At 39.3% G+C, this 21,080-nt stretch carries 22 protein-coding genes; 14 read left to right on the forward strand and 8 right to left on the reverse strand.

The features are described 5' to 3' along the window. Positions 1-7: 7 nt before the first annotated feature. Complete coding sequence (locus JWQ34_RS14210; protein ID WP_299358141.1) at positions 8-2,650, reverse strand: glycoside hydrolase family 2 TIM barrel-domain containing protein; 2,643 nt, start codon at positions 2,648-2,650, stop codon at positions 8-10. A 271-nt stretch (positions 2,651-2,921) separates the two neighbouring features. On the opposite strand from JWQ34_RS14210, the gene JWQ34_RS14215 reads away from it, so the two are divergent. From JWQ34_RS14215 to JWQ34_RS14225, 3 genes are all read left to right on the forward strand, one after another. Further along, positions 2,922-5,213, forward strand: a complete 2,292-nt coding sequence (locus JWQ34_RS14215) for an ATP-dependent helicase (protein ID WP_299358143.1) — start codon at positions 2,922-2,924, stop codon at positions 5,211-5,213. Between the two features lie 149 nt (positions 5,214-5,362). Next, positions 5,363-5,734: a helix-turn-helix transcriptional regulator gene (locus tag JWQ34_RS14220; protein ID WP_299358145.1), complete on the forward strand. Its 372-nt coding sequence runs from the start codon at positions 5,363-5,365 to the stop codon at positions 5,732-5,734. Positions 5,735-5,926: 192 nt separating this feature from the next. Next, a complete protein-coding gene (locus JWQ34_RS14225) occupies positions 5,927-6,214 on the forward strand; it encodes a hypothetical protein (protein WP_299358147.1) in 288 nt (95 codons plus the stop codon). Between the two features lie 6 nt (positions 6,215-6,220). Here JWQ34_RS14225 and JWQ34_RS14230 read toward each other — a convergent pair whose 3' ends face one another. Then, positions 6,221-7,648, reverse strand: coding sequence for a tetratricopeptide repeat protein (locus JWQ34_RS14230; RefSeq protein WP_299358149.1), 1,428 nt, complete (start codon positions 7,646-7,648; stop codon positions 6,221-6,223). A gap of 385 nt (positions 7,649-8,033) precedes the next feature. Between JWQ34_RS14230 and JWQ34_RS14235 the strand changes: the two genes are divergently transcribed. From JWQ34_RS14235 to JWQ34_RS14260, 6 genes are all read left to right on the forward strand, one after another. After that, a complete protein-coding gene (locus JWQ34_RS14235) occupies positions 8,034-8,180 on the forward strand; it encodes a hypothetical protein (RefSeq protein WP_299358151.1) in 147 nt (48 codons plus the stop codon). Positions 8,181-8,235: 55 nt separating this feature from the next. Further along, positions 8,236-8,382, forward strand: coding sequence for a hypothetical protein (locus JWQ34_RS14240; protein WP_299358152.1), 147 nt, complete (start codon positions 8,236-8,238; stop codon positions 8,380-8,382). 73 nt (positions 8,383-8,455) lie between these two features. Then, positions 8,456-8,752 carry a hypothetical protein gene (locus JWQ34_RS14245; protein ID WP_299358155.1) on the forward strand — a complete coding sequence of 99 codons (297 nt, stop codon included), beginning with the start codon at positions 8,456-8,458 and terminating at the stop codon, positions 8,750-8,752. Positions 8,753-8,809: 57 nt separating this feature from the next. Further along, on the forward strand, positions 8,810-9,103 hold the full coding sequence (locus JWQ34_RS14250; RefSeq protein WP_299358157.1) for a hypothetical protein: 294 nt from the start codon (positions 8,810-8,812) through the stop codon (positions 9,101-9,103). A gap of 55 nt (positions 9,104-9,158) precedes the next feature. Beyond that, complete coding sequence (locus tag JWQ34_RS14255) at positions 9,159-9,344, forward strand: hypothetical protein (protein WP_299358159.1); 186 nt, start codon at positions 9,159-9,161, stop codon at positions 9,342-9,344. Between the two features lie 24 nt (positions 9,345-9,368). Continuing rightward, positions 9,369-9,536 carry a hypothetical protein gene (locus JWQ34_RS14260; protein ID WP_299358161.1) on the forward strand — a complete coding sequence of 56 codons (168 nt, stop codon included), beginning with the start codon at positions 9,369-9,371 and terminating at the stop codon, positions 9,534-9,536. Position 9,537: 1 nt separating this feature from the next. Here the strand turns inward: JWQ34_RS14260 and JWQ34_RS14265 are convergent, their stop codons facing one another. Continuing rightward, complete coding sequence (locus tag JWQ34_RS14265) at positions 9,538-10,488, reverse strand: GDSL-type esterase/lipase family protein (RefSeq protein ID WP_299358163.1); 951 nt, start codon at positions 10,486-10,488, stop codon at positions 9,538-9,540. A gap of 157 nt (positions 10,489-10,645) precedes the next feature. Between JWQ34_RS14265 and JWQ34_RS14270 the strand changes: the two genes are divergently transcribed. Further along, positions 10,646-12,016 carry a dipeptidase gene (locus JWQ34_RS14270; RefSeq protein WP_299358165.1) on the forward strand — a complete coding sequence of 457 codons (1,371 nt, stop codon included), beginning with the start codon at positions 10,646-10,648 and terminating at the stop codon, positions 12,014-12,016. Between the two features lie 67 nt (positions 12,017-12,083). On the opposite strand, the gene JWQ34_RS14275 is transcribed toward JWQ34_RS14270, so the two are convergent. Further along, complete coding sequence (locus tag JWQ34_RS14275; RefSeq protein ID WP_299358167.1) at positions 12,084-13,193, reverse strand: dipeptide epimerase; 1,110 nt, start codon at positions 13,191-13,193, stop codon at positions 12,084-12,086. A gap of 201 nt (positions 13,194-13,394) precedes the next feature. Between JWQ34_RS14275 and JWQ34_RS14280 the strand changes: the two genes are divergently transcribed. Both JWQ34_RS14280 and murA read left to right on the forward strand, forming a co-directional pair. After that, positions 13,395-14,138 carry a DUF4290 domain-containing protein gene (locus JWQ34_RS14280; RefSeq protein WP_299358169.1) on the forward strand — a complete coding sequence of 248 codons (744 nt, stop codon included), beginning with the start codon at positions 13,395-13,397 and terminating at the stop codon, positions 14,136-14,138. Positions 14,139-14,272: 134 nt separating this feature from the next. Continuing rightward, entirely contained in the window at positions 14,273-15,580 is a 1,308-nt protein-coding gene (gene murA / locus JWQ34_RS14285) for a UDP-N-acetylglucosamine 1-carboxyvinyltransferase (RefSeq protein ID WP_299358171.1), read from the forward strand. Between the two features lie 67 nt (positions 15,581-15,647). Here murA and JWQ34_RS14290 read toward each other — a convergent pair whose 3' ends face one another. After that, positions 15,648-16,385: a heavy metal-associated domain-containing protein gene (locus JWQ34_RS14290; RefSeq protein WP_299358173.1), complete on the reverse strand. Its 738-nt coding sequence runs from the start codon at positions 16,383-16,385 to the stop codon at positions 15,648-15,650. A 79-nt stretch (positions 16,386-16,464) separates the two neighbouring features. Beyond that, complete coding sequence (locus JWQ34_RS14295) at positions 16,465-17,025, reverse strand: AraC family transcriptional regulator (protein ID WP_299358175.1); 561 nt, start codon at positions 17,023-17,025, stop codon at positions 16,465-16,467. A 105-nt stretch (positions 17,026-17,130) separates the two neighbouring features. On the opposite strand from JWQ34_RS14295, the gene JWQ34_RS14300 reads away from it, so the two are divergent. Then, a complete protein-coding gene (locus JWQ34_RS14300) occupies positions 17,131-18,687 on the forward strand; it encodes a glycosyltransferase family 39 protein (protein WP_299358177.1) in 1,557 nt (518 codons plus the stop codon). A 70-nt stretch (positions 18,688-18,757) separates the two neighbouring features. Further along, positions 18,758-19,129 carry a DMT family protein gene (locus JWQ34_RS14305; protein ID WP_299358179.1) on the forward strand — a complete coding sequence of 124 codons (372 nt, stop codon included), beginning with the start codon at positions 18,758-18,760 and terminating at the stop codon, positions 19,127-19,129. A 123-nt stretch (positions 19,130-19,252) separates the two neighbouring features. Here the strand turns inward: JWQ34_RS14305 and JWQ34_RS14310 are convergent, their stop codons facing one another. Together JWQ34_RS14310 and JWQ34_RS14315 are read right to left on the reverse strand one after the other, a co-directional pair. Beyond that, positions 19,253-19,540, reverse strand: a complete 288-nt coding sequence (locus JWQ34_RS14310) for a GIY-YIG nuclease family protein (protein ID WP_299358181.1) — start codon at positions 19,538-19,540, stop codon at positions 19,253-19,255. A 114-nt stretch (positions 19,541-19,654) separates the two neighbouring features. Continuing rightward, on the reverse strand, positions 19,655-21,013 hold the full coding sequence (locus JWQ34_RS14315) for a cystathionine beta-synthase (protein WP_299358183.1): 1,359 nt from the start codon (positions 21,011-21,013) through the stop codon (positions 19,655-19,657). Positions 21,014-21,080 lie beyond the last annotated feature (67 nt).

Genomic DNA, 21,080 nt, shown 5'->3' on the forward strand with positions numbered 1-21,080 from the left:
CTCTTGCTTATTTAATATCAATCACTCGCTCAACCAAATTCCATCCCCTGATAGAAACCTTCGGATTAACCACCGGCAGGTTATATTCCAACACAACTACTTTCTGCTCACCCGGCAACACAGATACATAATTATCCGAATAAAAAACAGGCAACACCCGTTCTTTGGTTGTAGGGTTAATAAGCGATATCTGGTTAAAGAACGCCACCGGCGCTTGTTTGCTGTTGGTTAGTGTAACCGCTATTTTGCCTTTGGCTATGCGCTTGGCGGTAATGCTTAGCTTTGATTTAGCCATTTCGTTCAAGCCGGAGTACTCGCCTTTTCCATCGGCCAGCCAGTAAATATTATCACTAATGATCTTGTTGTTCTTGTCGGTTAAGCGCAGGGCCAGAAACGCGCCTTTATCTGTCGCGGCAGCGGCTATTTCTTTTTTAATGGAGAGCAATGGTAGTACACCTGATGGCGCAATATCCTTTATCAGCGTAGTTACAGGCGCTGCTTTACCGGCAATGGAGTATAATTTTACCGTTGCCGTTACGTTTTTAAGGTTCACAAAAGTGTTATTAACGATGCTCACAGCGCTATCAACCGGGTTGTACATAATATGTACCGGGGCGCTGCCGCTATGCAGACCGTAAAGGCAGGCGTTAGGGTCCAGATAATAATCATACATCTGCCCACGCATGGCGGTCCATGGGTTTTGGGTTTTCCAGATGATGCTGCCGGTGTACCAGTCCCACATGTGCGAGCTAAAGCCTTCCATTAGTGCACGGTATTGGTCGTAGTTTACCAATTGGGCCTTTTCCGCAAATTCTTTTACATCTTTTGGTTTACCGTATTTATCAATATAATCCTCATAACCTATATAAGTATGATAGCGCCAAACAGAATCCAACTTTTCGCGGCGGCCACCGCTTTTATTATATTCAGGCATAACCATATTAGCTGTCGGGATAAATCTTTTTAACGATTCGTAATCGTTTATCCCCATAGAACCAACTTCCGAATTAAAAGGATAAGTTTTTTTAGCCCAGAAAACAGAGATTGGCTGTATATTGTACGGTCCATCCCCATTAACTCCTTTTTCGGTCTTGCCCATATCCAACGAGTTGGAGAAATCAACAAACCAGCGGGTATTGTCCAGTTTAGGCATTATGGTATCGCGTACAGCGGCCAAAATATCATCGGGCTGGGTAATTTCATTACCACCACACCATATAGCCAGCGATGCGTAATTACGTATCATTTTTACCTGATCCTCGATAGAACGAATGTACAGGTCATGGTCATCAGGGTATTTGCGGCGGGTGGCCTGATCATCCAGCTTGGCTTTATCCGCCCAGCGGCCATTACAATCGCCAGATCCCCACATATCCTGAAAAACCAATATACCGTACTTGTCGCAAGCCTGATAAAATTCTGGCCGTTCAACCAGCGCGCCGCCCCAAACCCGTATAAGGTTCAGGTTCATATCGTGATGAAAGCGTACCTCGGCATCATAACGCGCGTTACTGAAGCGCAGCATTTCGTCAGACACTATCCAGTTACCGCCTTTAATAAATACTCGTTGCCCGTTAACATTAATCTGGCGGCTTTGGGTATGGGCGTTCCATTCGCTGGTTAACTGGCGTACACCTATTTCAATATTTTTTTGGTCGGATATTTTATTAACGGCAATTACAAATTGCAGGTTTAAATGATACAGGTTTTGCGGGCCATAGCCATTTGGCCACCATAATTTTGGATTTTTCAGCACATAGTCATTAAGCTTTACTTCCTGCGTTTCGCCCGGTTTTAAGGTTACTTTTTTTGATACCGGTTTACCATCCAAATTATATTTTAAAAAGCCGGTAACAGGTTTATCCGTAGCGTTTTTTACTTGTGCCGACACCTGTATAATGGCAGGCTTTTGCAGCCCGATTGGTTGCCTTATGCCCGGCACCAACGTAACCACATGCGGATCAGTTATCCGCATCACGCCGGTTTTTTCGATAGTTACTTTATCCCAGATCCCGGTGTTACGGTCGCGGATGGGCTGGATCCAGTCCCACCCAGCGGTATACTGTATGCCCACATTGCGGGCAATAGTCCCATCGCCACCCTGGCCGCCATTGGGGTTACCCACCGGATCGGGCGGATACACAATAACAGCCAGCCGGTTATTACCTTTTTTAGATAACCATTTGGTAATATTATAGCTCTGCCGCAAAAACATACCCGAGTGCAGTTTTTCATTCAATTGTCTGCCATTTAAAAATACATTACAGCTATAATTTACACCCCGAAGGTTCAAATAAACCTGGCTACCATTTTTTGGGATATTCTCCTTAAAATCCTTAACAAACCAATAGGTATAATAGTCGCGACCCGTTTTGTAGATATCGGGTATCAGTTTATTATTCATCCCATAAAAAGGATCGGGTATTTGTTTGTTATTTAGTTGTGATGTTAAAACCGTGCCGGGCACGGTGGCGGGCATCCAGTCGGTAAGGGGAAACGCCGGGTCAGATATTAATTCGCCGTTGTCCTTTACCGCGCCAATGGCTTTACATTTCCAGCCGGTGTTTAGCTCGTAGCCGGTTTGTGCCGATGCAATTTTTATGGCTGTTATTAATAAGAGCGATAAGAGGATCCTGGTTGGGATACGCATAAGATAAATCGTTTTGGTGATCAAATGTAAATAATTAGGGTCGGGTATTCAAGGGTATGTTTTTCGATGTATACTGTGACTCACCCGATCTACGCTTCGCTGGACCATCTCTTCCGCAAGCGGGAAAGATGGTTATTCATTTTTGTGGAATAGATTTGACAACTTTAAAAGTTGTCAAATCTTAAATTCAGAATAAATTGTTCCTCGTTTTTCCTTTCCGCTTTCAGCTCAAAACCTTAATTTCGCTGCACACAGAAAAGAGGGAAAAGCATTGGATTATTTAGAGGGATTAAACCCCGAGCAGCAGGCGGCAGTTAAACAAATAAAGGGACCGGTAATGATCATCGCCGGCGCAGGTTCGGGCAAAACCCGAGTTATAACCTATCGTGTTGCTCACCTGATCCGCAACGGGGTAGATTCGTTTAACATCCTTGTGCTAACCTTTACCAACAAGGCCTCGCGCGAAATGCGTGAACGTATAACCCACCTGGTTGGCCCCGAAGCCAAGAACATTTGGATGGGTACCTTCCACTCTGTTTTTTCTAAGATATTACGGGTTGAGGCCGATAAGATAGGCTACCCTAACAACTTTACCATTTACGATACCGATGACAGCAAAAGTGTTATCCGCGCTATTTTAAAAGAGATGAGCCTGGATGATAAGCTGTACAGTGTAAACTTTGTTTTAAACCGTATATCGGCTGCGAAAAATAACCTGGTATCATGGATGGAATATCAAAAAAACGACCAGATACAGGCCGATGATATATCAAGCAATCGTCCAATGCTGGGAGCCATATACCAAACCTATGCACAACGCTGTTACCGCGCCGGCGCTATGGACTTTGACGATCTGTTGTTTAAAACCAACGAACTGTTAAAGCAATATCCCGATGTATTAAACAAATATCAGCACAAGTTTAAATACCTGATGGTGGACGAGTATCAGGATACCAACTTCTCGCAATACCTGATCGTAAAAAAACTAGCAGCTGTTAATGAGAATATTTGTGTGGTGGGCGATGATGCGCAAAGTATCTATGCTTTCCGTGGCGCAAACATCCAAAACATATTAAATTTTGAGAAGGATTACCCTGATCTGAAAATATTTAAGCTGGAGCAAAATTACCGCTCTACCCAAAACATTGTAAATGTGGCCAATAGCATCATCGCTAATAATAAGGAGCAGCTTAAAAAGAATGTGTTTTCTGAGAAAGAAAGCGGCGATAAAATAAAAGTGATGCGCGCTTTCAGCGATAACGAAGAAGGCAAACTCGTTGCCGAAGCCATTATGCATGAGCGTACCACCAAAGGTTTGCGGTGGCATGATTTTGCGATATTGTACCGCACCAATGCGCAGTCGCGCTCTATGGAGGAGGCCTTGCGTAAATTGGGAACGCCTTATAAAATATATGGCGGCCTCTCCTTCTATCAGCGTAAAGAAATTAAGGATCTAATAGCTTATTTCAGGCTTACTTTTAATCCTAATGATGAGGAAGCTTTAAAGCGTGTTATTAACTATCCACGCCGTGGCATTGGCGATACTACTATTGATAAGATCATAGTTTCTGCTGATCAGAATAGTGTAACACCATGGGAAGTGATACTTGCCCCCGATAAATATTTAGAGGGACGTATATCTGCCTCTGTTACAGGCTTTGCCGTTATGATACAGAGCTTCCAGGTGCTTACTAAAACACAAAGTGCCTACGAGGCTGCTTTATACATTGCACAGCATTCGGGCCTTTTAAAAGATTTGTACGAGGATAAATCTATAGAGGGACTTAACCGTTACGAAAACATCCAGGAGCTGTTAAACGGTATTAAAGAGTTTAGTGAGCGTGAGGATCTGGAAGAAAAAGGCCTTGATGTTTTTATGCAGGATATTGCCCTGCTCACCAATGATGATAACGACAAGAATAAAGACGCGGACACGGTATCTTTAATGACCATACACTCGTCTAAAGGATTAGAGTTCCCTCAGGTTTATGTGGTGGGATTGGAGGAGAACCTGTTCCCCTCACAAATGGCGCTTAACTCGCGCACCGACCTGGAAGAAGAGCGCCGTTTGTTTTACGTAGCCATAACCCGTGCAGAGAATAAGCTATCATTAAGCTATGCTACTTCGCGCTTTAAATTTGGGACGTTAATCAGCTGTGAGCCCAGTCGTTTTTTAGATGAGATAGACGCGCAATACCTGGAGCTTGATTTTACTGCAAGACCGGTTAATAATGTAGGCAGCCTTAATTATGATGATGAACGTTCTGCCTGGAGCCGTACGGATAATAAATTCTCGAAACCTAAGCCTAAAACAGCCACATCGGCACCGGTAAAAACAACTTCTATATTGGCTAAGGCGCATGTGCCATCAGTCGGCTTTGCCCCATCTGATACCTCAAACCTACAAGTAGGTATGGAAGTAGAACATGAGCGCTTTGGTTTTGGCAAAGTATTAAGTATGGAAGGCAACAAGCCTGATATTAAAGCAACTATTTTCTTTAAAGAAATTGGCCAAAAGCAATTGTTGTTAAAGTTTGCAAAACTTAGTATTATAAACCAATAATTAATAATATACCCCACTTTTCGGGGATGAAATTCCCCAATTAAATCTACAGTTAATTAAAATTTTAAAGATTTATAGGTAATATCGGCATGGCATATAAATTGGTTAGGTAATAGTGACCCTTTACCCCAACATTAATTTATACTGAAATGAACGACAACTCAAAAAAGAAAACAAACAAAACTATAGGCAAGAACATTCGTACCTTTCGTCATCAGCATGGATGGAGCCAGGAGGACGTGGCTAATCGTTTAGGAATTTCTATTCCAGCTTTTTCAAAAATTGAAACTGGCGTGACTGATATCAACCTATCAAGGTTAGAACAAATTGCTAATATTTATGAGATTGATGTTGTACAAATTTTGGCGATGGATGCTGAAGAGGTAGAACAGCAGCCTTCTAACCTAAGCATTGTGCAGAAAAAATTGCTTGACCGCGAAGCAGAGATAGTTATCCTACAGCGTAAAATGATATTACTTTATGAAGAGTTACGTAATATCCAAACACCTGCTCATGCCTAATTGGGCAAACGTTCAATAAAGGCGACACTTTTTATGCCACAAATAACAGCCGATACTTAAATAATTTATTCTCGATTAAAGTATTTAAGTATCGGTTAATTAAAATCAATAACAAGAAAACAAAACCTCATTATTGTTCAACAATAGCTGTTTGGAGTAAAAATTGCAACTACCATTACAAATACATTTGTTATGTCGAACTACTTAATAGCAATATCAGAAACCCAAAACGCATCAGCAGCTACAATTCATGATTCGAAAAGTAAATTGAAGGTAAAAGCATTTGACCTGGTGAGGCCCACATTTAAGCCTCGCAAAGGCGAAGTAAGATTTTTTGTAACAGCAGGTAAGAAAACCCTGGCTTTTGAAACTGAGGGCTATAAAAAGCACCGCCAGTTATTAATTTTACAAATGATATCGTGGTATTGTATGTACATGGGCTTATTTGAAGCACAGATCCATGCGACACTTCCTGTATAGAAATATCTAGAAACCGGTTTTACCGGGATCATGCAGCATATCGCTCATTTCAATGATCTTTTCATCAATTTCTGATACGCATTTATCCATCATATTAATACATTCTAACTGGCCAACCAACCCTTCTTTTTCCAAATTCATCAGACCTTTTAGGGTAGCTATAGGGCCGCGTATCTGGTGCGATAAGTAAGATGAGTATTCTGAAAGTTTTTTGTTTTTAACCTGCAGATCCCTCGTTCGTTCGTCGATGATCTCTTCCAGGTGGTGGTTAATACGATCCAGGTTATCCTTTTGTCTGGATATTTCGCTGTTTAATACCTGTAATTGCGAGTTTGTTGTGGCTTTGCGTTTTACACTTCCAACCAATAAAACAATAACAATTAGCAATAAGCCTGCTACAACAGTTACCGACCAAAAAATGACCCTTGAAATTTCTGCATTTTTTTTCATTTCTGCTGTCTTTTCAATGCGTTTTTGTTCCTGCTGCAAAAAATTAAGCTTGGTCGAAACGTTTGATTTATAACCTGTACTGTCGGCTCTATATATATCTATTAAATACTCTAATGCTTTTTCATAGTTTTTACGTCTCCGTTCCAATTCATAAGCAGAGTGTTTATAATCATAAATATCCTTTTGGTTATTTATAATAGTTGCATAGGTTTTACCTTCCTTTATATATTTCTCGGCCTCGTTAAAATTACTTTCGGCTAAGTAAATATCAGTCAGCGTCATGTTTATGGTGGCCACGTTTACATTCATATCCATGCTTTTTGCCCTACTGTTGGCCACTAAAAGCAGGTTCTTAGCTTTTGCGTAATCATGCAAAAAATAATGTATAACCCCCAAATCCTGTAAGCACTGTACTAACTGAACCGGGTCTTTTAATTCGGTAAATAATTCAAAACTTTTTTCATAATAGGATAAAGCATTATTATACATGTTTTTCCGATTATAAATGTTGCCTATATTTAGGTATAAAGAGGCAATAAGCTGTTTATCTTTTAATTTTTCGGCGATATTTTTGGCATTTTTAAAATACTCCAGAGCTTTATCATAATCAACCATTTGGTAAAGGTTACCTATGTTATTGTATACCTTAGCCTTACCACGTTCATCGCTTAATTTTTCGTATTGAGCTAATGCATCAAAATATCTGTTTAAAGCACTGTCAGGCCTGTTTAGATAATACTCACCAATACCTTTAATTCTATAAGACTCTGCTATCCCTCTTGTATAGCCAATTGACAAGGCTATTTTTAATGCTTTTTCTGCATCATCCACAGTTTCCTGCGGATGAGTTAACCTGTTATCGTATCCGTTTTTATTTAACGAAATAACTTGACTGGTATCTTTTCCTGTAACATCCTTTGAATCATTTGCGTGCACGTTAAATGAAACCAATATCAAAAGAAGAATTGAGCAAGTTTTTCTCATTTAGCCCTTGTTACGTTTTTAATTATGGTGAAAGTTATAAATAATACATTATATATTTTCTATTCCGTAAAAAAAGTATTGTTTTGTGTTAAAAAAAAAATTCACGATTGCTTGGTAATTACTAAAACATACTTATATTTGCTTTGGTAAGTGTTTGAATATCAAATTGGTATCAACACATATTATAAATAGAGTTATTCATTAAATAAAAAAATATAGGGAAAATAAAAAGGGACACGTAAGGAAAAACACCAGTTAAAAGGCCAACAGAAACGCCATAGTTGCAAATGCAAAATATATAAATATGCAATTATCATTAACTAATAGTTAACGCTTATAACCTTTGTATTATTTACTTTAGTATAAACTTAAAAAAATAATTATCATGAAAAATTTCATCTATACAGCAGTTATCATTCTGTCCTTAGGCATCCTTACTTCATGTACTAAAAAGGATAATATCCGGACAAGTTTGACGGTTTTTCATAACAATCCATTTTCTGTAAGAAGCATTTTGGCAACTGCAGACTAATTAAGAATAAAACAATTATCAGTTTAATTATTAAAAAATATTAAAAATAAATATCATGTTAAAAGTAATCCTAACAGCAGCAATCGTTTTATCAGTAGGTATATTATCACTGTTAAAAACTACAACTCCGTCAAAATCATCAACAGTTAGCATTGAAAAGTTGATGGTCGACAACAGAACAGTTTTAGCTACTGCCGACTAATCATCTATTTATTATACTATCAATAAATATTATATATCAACAACAGAATCAAAAAATTATAACATATAAAATCATGAAAAAATTATTTATAGCTACAGCAATTATATTCTCTACAAGTGTTGCATCATTTGCTACTACTACTACTGTTAAAGGTGATAAAAACAACCTGGCTACTGCTGACAGAAACGGCGACAAAAACAATTTGGCTACTGCCGACAGAGCTGGTGATAAAAATAATTTGGCTACTGCTGATAGAAATGGTGATAAAAATAATTTGGCTACCGCTGACAGAAATGGCGACAAAAACAATTTAGCTACTGCTGACAGAGCTGGTGATAAAAACAACTTGGCTACTGCTGACAGATTCTAATAAAAACACAACATCTAATAAAATAACAGACCCAAAAAAATTATAACATATCACATCATGAAAAAATTATTTATAGCCACAGCAATTATATTCTCTACAAGTGTTGCATCATTTGCTACTACTACTGTTAAAGGTGATAAAAACAATTTAGCTACCGCTGACAGAGCTGGTGACAAAAATAATTTGGCTACCGCCGACAGAGCTGGTGACAAAAATAATTTAGCTACTGCTGACAGAAACGGCGACAAAAACAATTTGGCTACTGCTGACAGAAACGGCGACAAAAACAATTTAGCAACAGCTGACAGAGCTGGTGATAAAAACAACTTGGCAACCGCTGACAGATTCTAAACGTAAACTCAATATATAATTATCCCATATAATATAAAATATACTATACAAAGTCATGAAAAAATTATTTATAGCCACAGCAATCATATTCTCTACAAGTGTTTCTGCGTCATTTGCTAATACTTTAAAAGGCGATAAAAACAATTTGGCTACTGCCGATAGAATGGGTGATAAAAATAATTTGGCTACTGCTGACAGAGCTGGCGACAAAAACAACTTAGCAACCGCTGACAGATTCTAATCAAGCTATATAAGATAACAGATCATGAAAAAAGCAGCAATAATTGCAGGTATAATTTTAACAACAGGTGTAACAACATTTGCGTTAACAAACAAAGCAAACAAAACCGAAGAAGTTAAAGTAAAAATTGAGAATACTGCAAGCAAAACAACTACCGAAAGCGCTAACACTACATTAGCTACTGCTGACTAACCTACCGGGTAACAATCATCTTTTTACTCACCAATTGCCCGCCAACCTGCATACTATATATATATATACCCGGGTAAAGATCATTTAAAGGGACGCTCACGGTACGATAACCCGCATTTTGATAAGAATCATATATTGTCTTAATAAACTTCCCGCTTATATTATATAAATTTATCAGCACCCTTCCCGCTTGCGACAAACTAAATCCAATAGTAGTACGATCAATTGAAGGGTTAGGATAATTTTGGTTAAGGCCGATAACCAACAATTTATCTTCGATAGCCTGGTTAATGGCATCAAACCACACATAGCTTATTAATTTATACCCCTCCGCATTAGGATGCACATAATCCTGGTATAAAGTAAAATCGCGGCCAAGTGCCCTGTTTATATCTGCAAGGTATATATTATACTCATGGGCCAATCTTCTATACAGCGCATTTATCTGACTTATATATAAATTAGCAATTTTATATTGCTGATTATTTTGATCATTAAAAAATTGTATGGTACCAATAATAGGTATTAATTTATTTTTCAATGATGTCTCTATATAATACCGCATATTTTTTTCGGTATCACTAAGTTTAATTTTTTTGGCGGCTAGTTGCAGTGCGTCATTAGCACCTATAAGAATGATAATAAAGCCTGTACGCCCGGCTATAGCCGCTGGAAATCTCGCTAACCCCTGCGTTGTTGTTTCACCTGATACACCATTTTTGGTTACAGAAACAATAACCCCTGTATAACAAGCTTCAATATTATTTAAAAGACCTGTTTGGAAAGAAAAGCCGCCCACACCTTCAACTGTGCTTGCGCCGAAAGTAGTTACATTAATACTATCCTTACCATAAAATTTGGCCGCGGCACTACAGCTAGGAGCTTGTGCATATCCAGGCAAAAAGTATATGGAAAAAACAATGGAGAGGAATATTATCTTACGATAACCCATTTATTTAATCGCAATTTAAATTAATTCTACAAATATACTTAAAAACGTCCATCAACAACAAGCCTCAATATTAAGTAATTATTAAAAATTTAAAATATGTATATGGTGGTTTTTCTTATTTAAACATGCATTATATTTGCCTTAAAATTAATTGAATATGCAGCATATAAAACAATATATAGAGCAACACAAACAACGTTTATTAGATGAACTTTTTGACCTTTTGCGTTTCCCATCTGTAAGTGCCGATCCTAAATATAAACCAGAGGTACTAAAAACTGCCGACTACGTAGCTAAAAAGTTAACAGAAGCGGGCGCAGATAAAGTTGAGGTTTGCCAAACAGCCGGCTACCCTATTGTTTATGGCGAGAAAATAATTGACCCGACAAAACCAACGGTTTTGGTTTACGGCCATTATGATGTGCAACCACCCGACCCGCTGGAGTTATGGAAAACCCCACCATTTGAACCTACTGTGCGCGATGGTAAAATATATGCCCGCGGTGCCTGCGATGATAAGGGCCAATTTTATATGCACGTTAAAGCATTTGAATTGATGATGCAAACCAATACCCTACCCTGCAATATTAAATTTATGATAGAGGGCGAAGAGGAAGTTGGATCAAACAACCTAGGCATTTTTGTAAAAGCTAATAAGGAAAAGTTAAAAGCTGATGTAGTGCTGATATCAGACACCTCAATGATCAGTATGGAAAATCCTTCGTTGGAAACGGGCTTGCGTGGCTTATCTTATTTAGAAGTAGAGGTAGTTGGCCCTAACCGTGATCTGCACTCGGGTGTTTATGGTGGCGCGGTGGCTAACCCCATCACTATATTAACCAAAATGATAGCCAGCATGCATGATGAAAACAATCATATTACCATTCCCGGCTTTTATGATGAAGTTATTGCGTTAACTGAAGCTGAGCGTAAAGAACTAAACGCTGCACCTTATAATGAGGCAGCATATAAAACCGACCTGGATGTTGCCGAGTTATGGGGCGAAAAAGGTTACACTACTTTTGAGCGTACGGGCACACGCCCTACACTTGAAGTTAACGGAATTTGGGGAGGCTACATTGGCGAAGGCGCTAAAACCGTTTTGCCATCAAAAGCCAATGCGAAGATCTCTATGCGCTTAGTGCCTAACCAGGGATCAGCAAAAATAACGCAGTTGTTCACTGATCATTTTAAGAAGATTGCGCCGGCATCAGTAAAAGTAACGGTAACCCCTCACCATGGTGGTGAACCGGTAGTTACACCAACCGACAGCATTGCCTATCGCGCGGCACAAAAAGCTATTACCGAAGCATTTGGCAAAGCACCTATACCAACCCGTGGCGGCGGCAGCATACCCATTGTAGCTTTATTTGAAGCAGAGTTGGGAATAAAAACCGTACTAATGGGTTTTGGTTTGGATAGCGATGCACTGCACTCGCCAAACGAGAAGTATGATATTTTTAACTATTATAAAGGCATAGAAACTATACCGTTATTTCATAAATATTTTGCGGAGTTGAGCAAGTAAAGATTAGTTATTAAAGATTGAAGATTAGTCGCCTATCAACTAATCTTCAATCTTTATTTTTCAATCTTTAAATAGTGAACTTCTCGCACCCCTCCAAAAACTCTTCACTCGCGTCTGCCCCTATTCCAATCGCATCATCAATATTCAAATAATAACCATCATAAGTTACCCCGCCTATGCATGGGTCTGCCAGGTGGCCCAGCATGCAGGTATCCATATCATAAAATTTAATATTAGGGCTGCTGTAAACAAAATGCAGTTTGGCGCTAAGCGCGATACGGCTTTCCAACATTCCGCCCATCATGCAGGGTATGCTATGTTCAGCTGCGGTATCATGGATTTGTTTAGCCTCGAATATGCCGCCGGCTTTAGCCATTTTAATGTTGATATAGTGGCATGAGTCGCTTTCTATCTGCTTACGCGCATCGTGGTGATTATAAACACTTTCATCAGCCATAATTTTTACCGGCGATAGCTTCATCAACTCGGGCAATTTATCATCATACCAGGTGCGCATGGGTTGCTCGCAAAACTCAATATCATATTTACCTAAAGCCTGTAAAGCATACACAGCGTCATCAAAACTCCAGCCCTGGTTAGCATCAACGCGGATCTTCATTTCATTACCAATCGCTTCGCGGATCTGTTTAATACGCTCTACATCCTCCACCGCGTTTTTACCCAGTTTTACTTTTAATATACCTGCACCCAATTTTTTAAATGCTATGGCTTTTTGTGCCATTATACCCGGCTTGCCTAGGCCAATAGTAATATCGGTTTCAACTTTACGTTTTTCGCCGCCTAAGAATTTATAAAGTGGCAGTCCAGCGTTTTTAGCGGCAATATCATACAGTGCCATATCAAAAGCACTTTTTATGGTGCCGTTACCTGCTATAGCATCATGCAGTTGTTGTAAACGTGCCGGTATATCCAACGCGTCCTTACCTTTCCAAAGTTTGGCAAAGTCCCTAGCAACTACCAGGCAGGTATCCTGCGTTTCACCTACTATCATCGGGAAAGCCGCGCACTCTCCTACTCCATAAAACCCCGCATCGGTATGCACCCTTATAAAAGTATTCTGCGCATGATCCATCGTCCCTGTAGCTATGGTGAACGGCTCCATAGGTATGCTGAAACGGTAGATGTCTATATGGGTAATGATTACCTGTGATGCCATAAGCGAAAATACTGAAATAATGTAGAGACGCAATGCATTGCGTCTCTACAACGCACGAAAATAATTTGCACTATTAAAGTATTACCCTATATTTGTTGTACTACAAGTCAATACAATTTCAATTTTAGCCGCCTTCGTCCTTAATATTACAAGGAAAAGTCGCCTGGCTAATTTAAAACTTTCTTTAAAACATACAATTACATGGCACTAGAAAACACGCCTGCAAATTTTGATTATAATTCGACCAGGAATAAACTTATCCTGTCTGAATATGGCCGCAACGTACAAAATATGGTTAAATATATTGTCGCGCTACCTACCAAAGAAGAACGTAACCGCTACGCACAGGTTGTGATAGACCTGATGGGCTTTTTAAACCCGCATCTGCGCGATGTTGCCGATTTTAAGCATAAACTTTGGGATCACCTGCATATTATATCTGATTTCCAAATAGATGTAGATTCTCCGTACCCTAAACCCAGCGAAGAGGCTATACATATTAAGCCCGAGCCTTTAAGGTACCCTAACCAGCGTATCCGCTACAAACACTATGGCAAAACCATAGAGATGATGATAGAAAAAGCCAAAAGCATTGAGGAGCCCGAGCGCCGCAAGCACATGGTGCAAGCTATTGCCAACTTCATGAAAATGGCTTATGTGCAATGGAACAAAGACTCGGTATCAGACGAGACGATATTAGCCGACCTGGTTGCCTTATCAAAAGGTGAACTAAAAATTGACGAAACTATCAACCTAAATAAAGTTGAATACCGCGCACCTACCCACACACAAAACAATAATAACAGCCGTGGTGGCCGTACCAACAACCAAAGCAACCGTGGCGGTACAGGCGGAGGTACCGGTGGCAGAAGCAATAACAACCCGCGTAATAATAACAATCAAAACAACCGCAACCGTAATAATGGTGGCGGCAAAAAGTATTAAGCCAATGGTTCATAGATGATGGTTAATGGTTAATTGCCTTAATTATGAGCCATCATTTTTATCGAAAATAATCCAATCTTTGTATAGTTCTTGAAGGTTTTATCCATGAACTATAAACCATTAACTATCAACCTATGACTAACGCGTTCGAAATACAGGGAGGCAAACCCTTAAAAGGCGAAATTACCCCCCAGGGTGCTAAAAACGAGGCTTTACAGATCCTGTCGGCAGTATTGTTGACAGAGGAGAAAATAACCATCAGCAATATCCCGAATATTAAAGATGTAAACATGCTGATAGAGCTTTTGGGCGATATGGGCGTTATTGTTGAGAAACTTGGCCCCGATACCTACAGTTTTGAAGCTAAAGAGATAGACCAGGATTTTTTCCAGTCAGACGCTTTTAAAGCTAAGGGTGGTGGTTTGCGTGGCTCTATTATGATAGTTGGCCCGTTGCTGGCCCGTTTCGGCAAGGCATCCATACCAAAACCCGGTGGCGATAAAATTGGCCGCAGGCGTTTAGATACTCACTTCCTGGGTTTTGAAAAACTGGGCGCGCAATTTAACTACAACCCTGCTGACGGTTTTTTTAATGTTGATGCATCAAACCTGCAAGGCACTTATATATTATTAGATGAAGCATCGGTAACAGGGACAGCTAACATTGTAATGGCGGCTGTTTTAGCTAAAGGTATTACTACCATATATAACGCGGCCTGCGAGCCTTACCTACAACAGCTTTGCAAAATGCTTAACCGCATGGGTGCCAAAATTAGTGGTATAGGTTCAAATTTATTAACTATTGAAGGTGTTACCAAACTAGGCGGTACAGAGCATAGGATGCTGCCTGATATGATAGAGATCGGGTCGTTCATCGGCCTTGCAGCTATGACAGGCTCTGAGATCACTATTAAAGATGTTCATTACGATGAGTTAGGTATGATCCCCGATGTATTTAAACGTTTGGGCATTAAATTAGAACGCAGAGGCGATGATATTTACATACCCGCACAAGATCATTATGAGATAGAAACGTTTATTGACGGCTCCATCATGACCATTGCCGATGCACCATGGCCAGGCTTTACGCCCGACTTATTGAGCATCGTATTGGTTGTTGCCATACAAGCCAAAGGCTCGGTACTGATTCACCAAAAAATGTTCGAGAGCCGTTTGTTCTTCGTGGATAAATTGTTGGATATGGGCGCGCAGATAATTTTATGCGATCCGCATCGTGCTACGGTTATCGGGTTGAATAAACAAGTACAACTGCGCGGTATTTCCATGACATCGCCCGATATACGCGCGGGGGTTTCTTTATTGATCGCTGCGTTGTCAGCAAAAGGAAAATCAACCATCTACAACATTGAGCAAATTGAGCGCGGCTATCAAAATATTGATAAACGCTTGCAAGCTTTGGGTGCTGATATTAAGAGAATATAATTTTTTTGAGGTTTAAAGGATAAAAGTAAAGGCGAAAGGTTAGAAAATCTTTCGCCTTTATGGTTAATTATAACAGCATTAACAAAGTTGCTGCACTCATTACTATCATCAAGCCATCCTCAATGATGGTAACAGTACTCATGGGCAGGTTAAACACGGCACCCAAACAAGCGCATTGTATAGTTCTCTTATTCAATATGCTTTGTAAAACGCCAATAATGCTTATTGTCATCACCACAAAAGTTAAAGCATTGGTAATTAACGGATAGATGTTTAATGCAAAAGCCAAACCTAAAGCCAATTCGATAAAGGCATATATATAAGCCCATGGCCTGAATTTTTTGGCCACCACATCGTACATAACATAGCTATCTGCAAAGCCATCAAGATTTAACATTTTAAAAAATGAAAACACCAAAAAGAAACCGGCCATAAAAACACGCATGGCTAGTGATATGTCAAAAACAGGTTTAATGTTTCCGGCTATTAAGGCTATTGCCAATATATATCCAAATATTAATAATATGGGTTTATAGGTCTCTACCCATGATTTTGAGTCTTCTTCAGCATCAGCTAAATGCGCCGGATACACATAAGGCATATCCGCTATTTGGTATTTTGGATAATCTTTTAAAGCATCTTTAAATATAGCCGTATTAATGTGCTTATCCATTTCGATAATGGCTTCACCTTTTTGCAGATCAATATCTACTTGTTTTACATTTGATACAGCGGAAAGTAATTGCTGTACTTTAGATTGGCATCCGGAGCAAGTCATCCCGGTTATTTGATAGGTATGTTTCATAATTTTAATTATTTACATACAAATTTACGGCAGCTTAGGGGCTAAGCTTTTACAACATTTAGTGTTTAACTTATAACATTTACAGGTCTTCTATATTACTGCGCTTGTTTAGTTTAATAGCTTTAAAATAGCCCGGAGTAAGCCCAGTGATCTTTTTAAATTGAGTTGATAAATACGCAACACTGCTATAACCCAATTTAAAAGCTATCTCGCTTAAAGTAAGTTCATCATAAATAAGCAGCTCTTTTATTTTTTCAATTTTTAGATTGATAAAGTATTTTTCGATGGTATTACCTTCAACTTCAGAAAAAAGGTTACTTAAGTAGTTATATTCATAATTCATTTCGCGAGTTAGGTATTCAGATATATTTATGTTTAAAGGCTCTTCTGTATAATGGACCAGGTTTATGATCAGGTTTTTTATTTTTTCGATGATGCGGCTCTTTCTATTGTCGATAATTTCAAATCCCAGCTTCTTTAAATCTTTATCAAGCTGTTCAATATTATTATCATTTAAACTTTGCGTTGTTACAACTTCGCCCAATGCTATATCTTGCACCTCATAACCTGCATCTGTAAACACCTTTTGCACTGCCATAATGCAGCGACGGCAAACCATATTTTTAACGTACAATTTCATATTATATAAATTTATACAGAATAGTTATAAAAAACCTTTTACCTTTCGTCTTTTACCTTTCACCTCAAAAATACTATCTTTATATAAACCCATCATAAACCCTACATGTCATATAAAAACCGAAAATCAAGTTATACCAACTTTATACTGATCTTCGTATTTATTAAAATAGCCTTAAACGCGTTGGCTATTTCCAATTTTGGTTTTCACCGGGATGAGTTGTTGCATTTGGCATTAGGGGACCATTTAGACTGGGGATATAAAGAGGTGCCGCCTTTTATAGCGGTGCTGGCTAAGGTCACTACTGTAGTATTTGGCAACTCTGTTTTTGCGGCACGCATATTTAGTACTATATGCGCGGGCCTTATTGTTTGGTTAGTTGGCCTAGTAACGGTTGAGTTTGGTGGCAAAATGTTTGCTATAACGTTGGCATGTTTAAGTTTCATTTTCGCTCCGGCATTTGTTGCCAGCGACTACCTGTTCCAACCTGTAGTATTCGACCAATTATGGTGGATCTTAGCTGTATGGCTTATCATAAAATATATTAATCACCATTCGGTAAAATACCTTTATATATTAGGCGCGGTAATTGGCATTGGCCTGCTCACCAAATACACAATGGGCTTTTTTGCCATTGCATTAATATTGGGGCTGTTGCTTACCAAACAACGTAAACTATTGTTAAACCGCCATATATTAGGCGCTACTACAATTGCGCTGTTAATATTTTTGCCTAATATCATCTGGCAGTTTCAGCATCACTTGCCGGTGATTACCCATATGAAAACGCTGCAAAAAAACCAGCTAAACTATATTAAGCCCGGTGATTTTATAATGCAGCAAATAAGCGTTAATGGTATTGCTTTATTTTTATGGTTAATTGGGTGTGGCTTTCTGTTGTTTTCCTTCAAGCTGCGTAAATTTCAATTCCTGGCGTTTGCCTACGTACTGATATTTATCTTCCTTATGAAAATGAGCGGTAAAAACTATTACATATTTGGCGCATATCCAATGCTTTTTGCCGCAGGTGGTTATGCCTTTGAGCGCTGGATAAATATTAAACATACAGCCTTGCGTGTATTGGTAGTATGTTTGTTTACCCTGCCAAACTTAGTAATGTTGCCTATGCTATTACCTGTATTACCGTTAAAGCCAACTTTATCGCTTTTTGACTTTATTAATAGGCATACTAATTTTATGAAATTTATAACGGTTTGGGAAGATCGAAAAAACCATGCCACCAGCCAGGATTACGGCGATATGTTTGGTTGGGACGAGCTAACTCAAAAAGTAGCCAAAGTGTATTACAGTTTACCCCCCGAACAACGCAAAAACACACAAATATTTGCAGATAATTATGGCGAAGCAGGTGCTTTACATCATTTTGGAAAACAATATAATTTACCCGAAACAGCATCATTAGGAAGCAGCTTTACTTTATGGGCGCCTGATAATTTGGATGCGAAATATATTATTTATGTAGATGACTGGGGCGGCAAAAATATAGCACGCTTAGCGCCGGTATTGGTTAGCTATAAAAAGGTGGGCGAAATTGAAAATCCCTTGGCTGTAGAAAAAGGCACAGGCATTTATTTTATTGAAACCAAACCCCAATTAAATGTTGGTTATAAAAAGGAACTGGCCCAGAAACGAATGGAATAAATTAGCGAATATGCCAATTTGCTGATGTGCGGATAAATTTTCATTTATTTTTGCGTTTTAACTTTAACACATGCGCGGCTTAAAAACAATTCTCTTCCTCATCATATCAAACACCTTTATGACCTTTGCCTGGTACGGGCACTTAAAATTTAAAGATTACGATTGGGGTAAAAACCTGGGATTAATATCTGTTATCCTGATAAGCTGGGGACTGGCGTTTTTTGAATATATGTTCCAGGTACCGGCAAACCGTGCAGGCTTTAAAGGCGACGGCGGCCCTTATACCCTGGTACAGCTAAAAACTATACAGGAAGCTATAACACTTATCGTCTTCATGCTCTTCTCCGTAATATTCTTCAAAACCGAAAAGTTTGCATGGAACCATTTAGTTGGTTTCGGGCTGATTGTATTGGCTGTGTTTGTGATATTTAAGAAGTGGTGATCCTTCGACAAGTTCAGGATGACAATGCATAAAAAGGAGGCTGTCATGGTGATCCTGTCGAACCATTGCGGGCAATGGCCTTTACGCTCGATCCTTCGACCAGCTCAGGATGACAGCGCACTTTTATTTTGCTGTCTTTGCTAATTCAGGCAGCAAGTCCCAATCACCATTAATAATAGCTTCCTTTTTTTCACGTCTCCACCCTTTAACTTGCTTCTCAAAAGCTATTGCCTGATTCACATCTGTAAACCTTTCACAAAAAACAAGCTTTACCGGTCTTCGCCTGTAGGTATAGCTATTCTTATTAAAACCTGTTTCATGTTCACTAAGTCGCCTATCTATTTTATTAGTAACGCCTGTATAATATGAGCTATCATTGCACAATAATATGTAGACGTAATATTGTTTCATTTTTAATTTTAAAAGAGCGTTGTCATCCTGAGCCTGTCGAAGGATTGCGGGCAAAGGCCATTACGCGCGATCCTTCGACAGGCTCAGGATGACAGCCCGCATTGTTTATATACCCTACGCCGATATGGCATTAATAATATCGTATTGCGTAATGATGGCTATATGGCCTTCATGCTCAACCAATACAGCTATATTATCGTTGTTGATCATTGCTGAGATCCTATCTATAGATGTATTAATATCCACAAACGGGAATGGCGCTGTTGCAATCGCTTTTAATGGCTGAGATTTTAGCGATGGATTTTCCAGCAGCGCGTTCAATATATCGCTTTCTGTGATTTTACCTATAACCATACCGGCCTGCGTAACCGGGATCTGTGATATGTTAAGCGACTTGATAGTATTGATAGCTTCTAAAACAGATTTTTCACTGTCTATAGTAACTATCTCCTGGCTTTCTTTTTTGCCGATGATGTCTTTGGCGGTTAGCTTGCCATCTTTCAGGAAACCACGATCGCGTAGCCAATCATCATTATACATTTTACCCAGGTAACGCGTACCATGATCCGGAAAGATAATAACTACCACATCGCCCTCTTTAAACTTATCCTTCATTTGCAGCAAGCCCGCCACTGCCGAGCCTGTTGAGTTGCCTACAAAAATACCTTCTTTACGGGCTATCTCGCGGGTCATTAGGGCGGCATCTTTATCAGTTACTTTTTCAAAATGGTCTATCAGGTTAAAATCAACGTTGGCTGGTAAAAAATCCTCGCCTATGCCTTCGGTAATGTATGGGTAGATTTCGTTCTTATCAAGCTCGCCGGTTTCTTTATACTTTTTAAATACCGAACCATAGGTGTCAATACCTAAGATTTGTACAGACGGCTTTTTTTCTTTTAAGTATTTAGCGATGCCCGATATAGTACCACCCGTACCAACACCTGCGATAAGGTGAGTTATTTTACCTTCCGTCTGCTCCCAGATCTCGGGGCCGGTAGATTCATAATGCGCCTGCGAGTTAGACAGGTTATCATACTGGTTAGGCTTCCATGAATTAGGCACCTCGCGCTCTAAGCGGGATGAAACCGAGTAGTACGAACGTGGGTCTTCCGGGTCGACATTTGTAGGGCAAACAATAACCTCGGCACCAAAGGCACGTAGAGCGTCAAATTTTTCTTTTGATTGCTTATCGGTACTGGTAAAGATACATTTATAGCCTTTTATAACAGCAGCAATAGCCAGTCCCATACCGGTGTTGCCGGATGTACCTTCAATGATAGTGCCGCCGGGTTTAAGCTTGCCGCTTTGCTCGGCATCCTCTATCATTTTGAGGGCCATACGGTCCTTTATTGAGTTGCCGGGATTAGTAGTCTCAATTTTAGCTAAAACCGTTGCCGGAATATCCTTTGCTACTTTATTTAATTTAACCATAGGTGTATTGCCAATGGTTTCTAATATATTGTTATGCCACATGGTGGTAGTTGATTGTGTGAGTAGTTGCCTTACAAATTTAACTATTAGGTTTTGTTATTGTTCTATT

Source organism: Mucilaginibacter sp., assembly GCF_028288185.1.
In the GTDB taxonomy this organism is placed as follows: domain Bacteria; phylum Bacteroidota; class Bacteroidia; order Sphingobacteriales; family Sphingobacteriaceae; genus Mucilaginibacter.

Coding starts and splice junctions, on each gene's coding strand:
- JWQ34_RS14210 (WP_299358141.1), bottom strand. CDS start 2,650: ATGCGTATCCCAACCAGGATCCTCTTATCGCTCTTATTAATAACAGCC.
- JWQ34_RS14220 (WP_299358145.1), top strand. CDS start 5,363: ATGAACGACAACTCAAAAAAGAAAACAAACAAAACTATAGGCAAGAAC.
- JWQ34_RS14225 (WP_299358147.1), top strand. CDS start 5,927: ATGTCGAACTACTTAATAGCAATATCAGAAACCCAAAACGCATCAGCA.
- JWQ34_RS14230 (WP_299358149.1), bottom strand. CDS start 7,648: ATGAGAAAAACTTGCTCAATTCTTCTTTTGATATTGGTTTCATTTAAC.
- JWQ34_RS14235 (WP_299358151.1), top strand. CDS start 8,034: ATGAAAAATTTCATCTATACAGCAGTTATCATTCTGTCCTTAGGCATC.
- JWQ34_RS14240 (WP_299358152.1), top strand. CDS start 8,236: ATGTTAAAAGTAATCCTAACAGCAGCAATCGTTTTATCAGTAGGTATA.
- JWQ34_RS14245 (WP_299358155.1), top strand. CDS start 8,456: ATGAAAAAATTATTTATAGCTACAGCAATTATATTCTCTACAAGTGTT.
- JWQ34_RS14250 (WP_299358157.1), top strand. CDS start 8,810: ATGAAAAAATTATTTATAGCCACAGCAATTATATTCTCTACAAGTGTT.
- JWQ34_RS14255 (WP_299358159.1), top strand. CDS start 9,159: ATGAAAAAATTATTTATAGCCACAGCAATCATATTCTCTACAAGTGTT.
- JWQ34_RS14260 (WP_299358161.1), top strand. CDS start 9,369: ATGAAAAAAGCAGCAATAATTGCAGGTATAATTTTAACAACAGGTGTA.
- JWQ34_RS14265 (WP_299358163.1), bottom strand. CDS start 10,488: ATGGGTTATCGTAAGATAATATTCCTCTCCATTGTTTTTTCCATATAC.
- JWQ34_RS14270 (WP_299358165.1), top strand. CDS start 10,646: ATGCAGCATATAAAACAATATATAGAGCAACACAAACAACGTTTATTA.
- JWQ34_RS14275 (WP_299358167.1), bottom strand. CDS start 13,193: ATGGCATCACAGGTAATCATTACCCATATAGACATCTACCGTTTCAGC.
- JWQ34_RS14280 (WP_299358169.1), top strand. CDS start 13,395: ATGGCACTAGAAAACACGCCTGCAAATTTTGATTATAATTCGACCAGG.
- murA (WP_299358171.1), top strand. CDS start 14,273: ATGACTAACGCGTTCGAAATACAGGGAGGCAAACCCTTAAAAGGCGAA.
- JWQ34_RS14290 (WP_299358173.1), bottom strand. CDS start 16,385: ATGAAACATACCTATCAAATAACCGGGATGACTTGCTCCGGATGCCAA.
- JWQ34_RS14295 (WP_299358175.1), bottom strand. CDS start 17,025: ATGAAATTGTACGTTAAAAATATGGTTTGCCGTCGCTGCATTATGGCA.
- JWQ34_RS14300 (WP_299358177.1), top strand. CDS start 17,131: ATGTCATATAAAAACCGAAAATCAAGTTATACCAACTTTATACTGATC.
- JWQ34_RS14305 (WP_299358179.1), top strand. CDS start 18,758: ATGCGCGGCTTAAAAACAATTCTCTTCCTCATCATATCAAACACCTTT.
- JWQ34_RS14310 (WP_299358181.1), bottom strand. CDS start 19,540: ATGAAACAATATTACGTCTACATATTATTGTGCAATGATAGCTCATAT.
- JWQ34_RS14315 (WP_299358183.1), bottom strand. CDS start 21,013: ATGTGGCATAACAATATATTAGAAACCATTGGCAATACACCTATGGTT.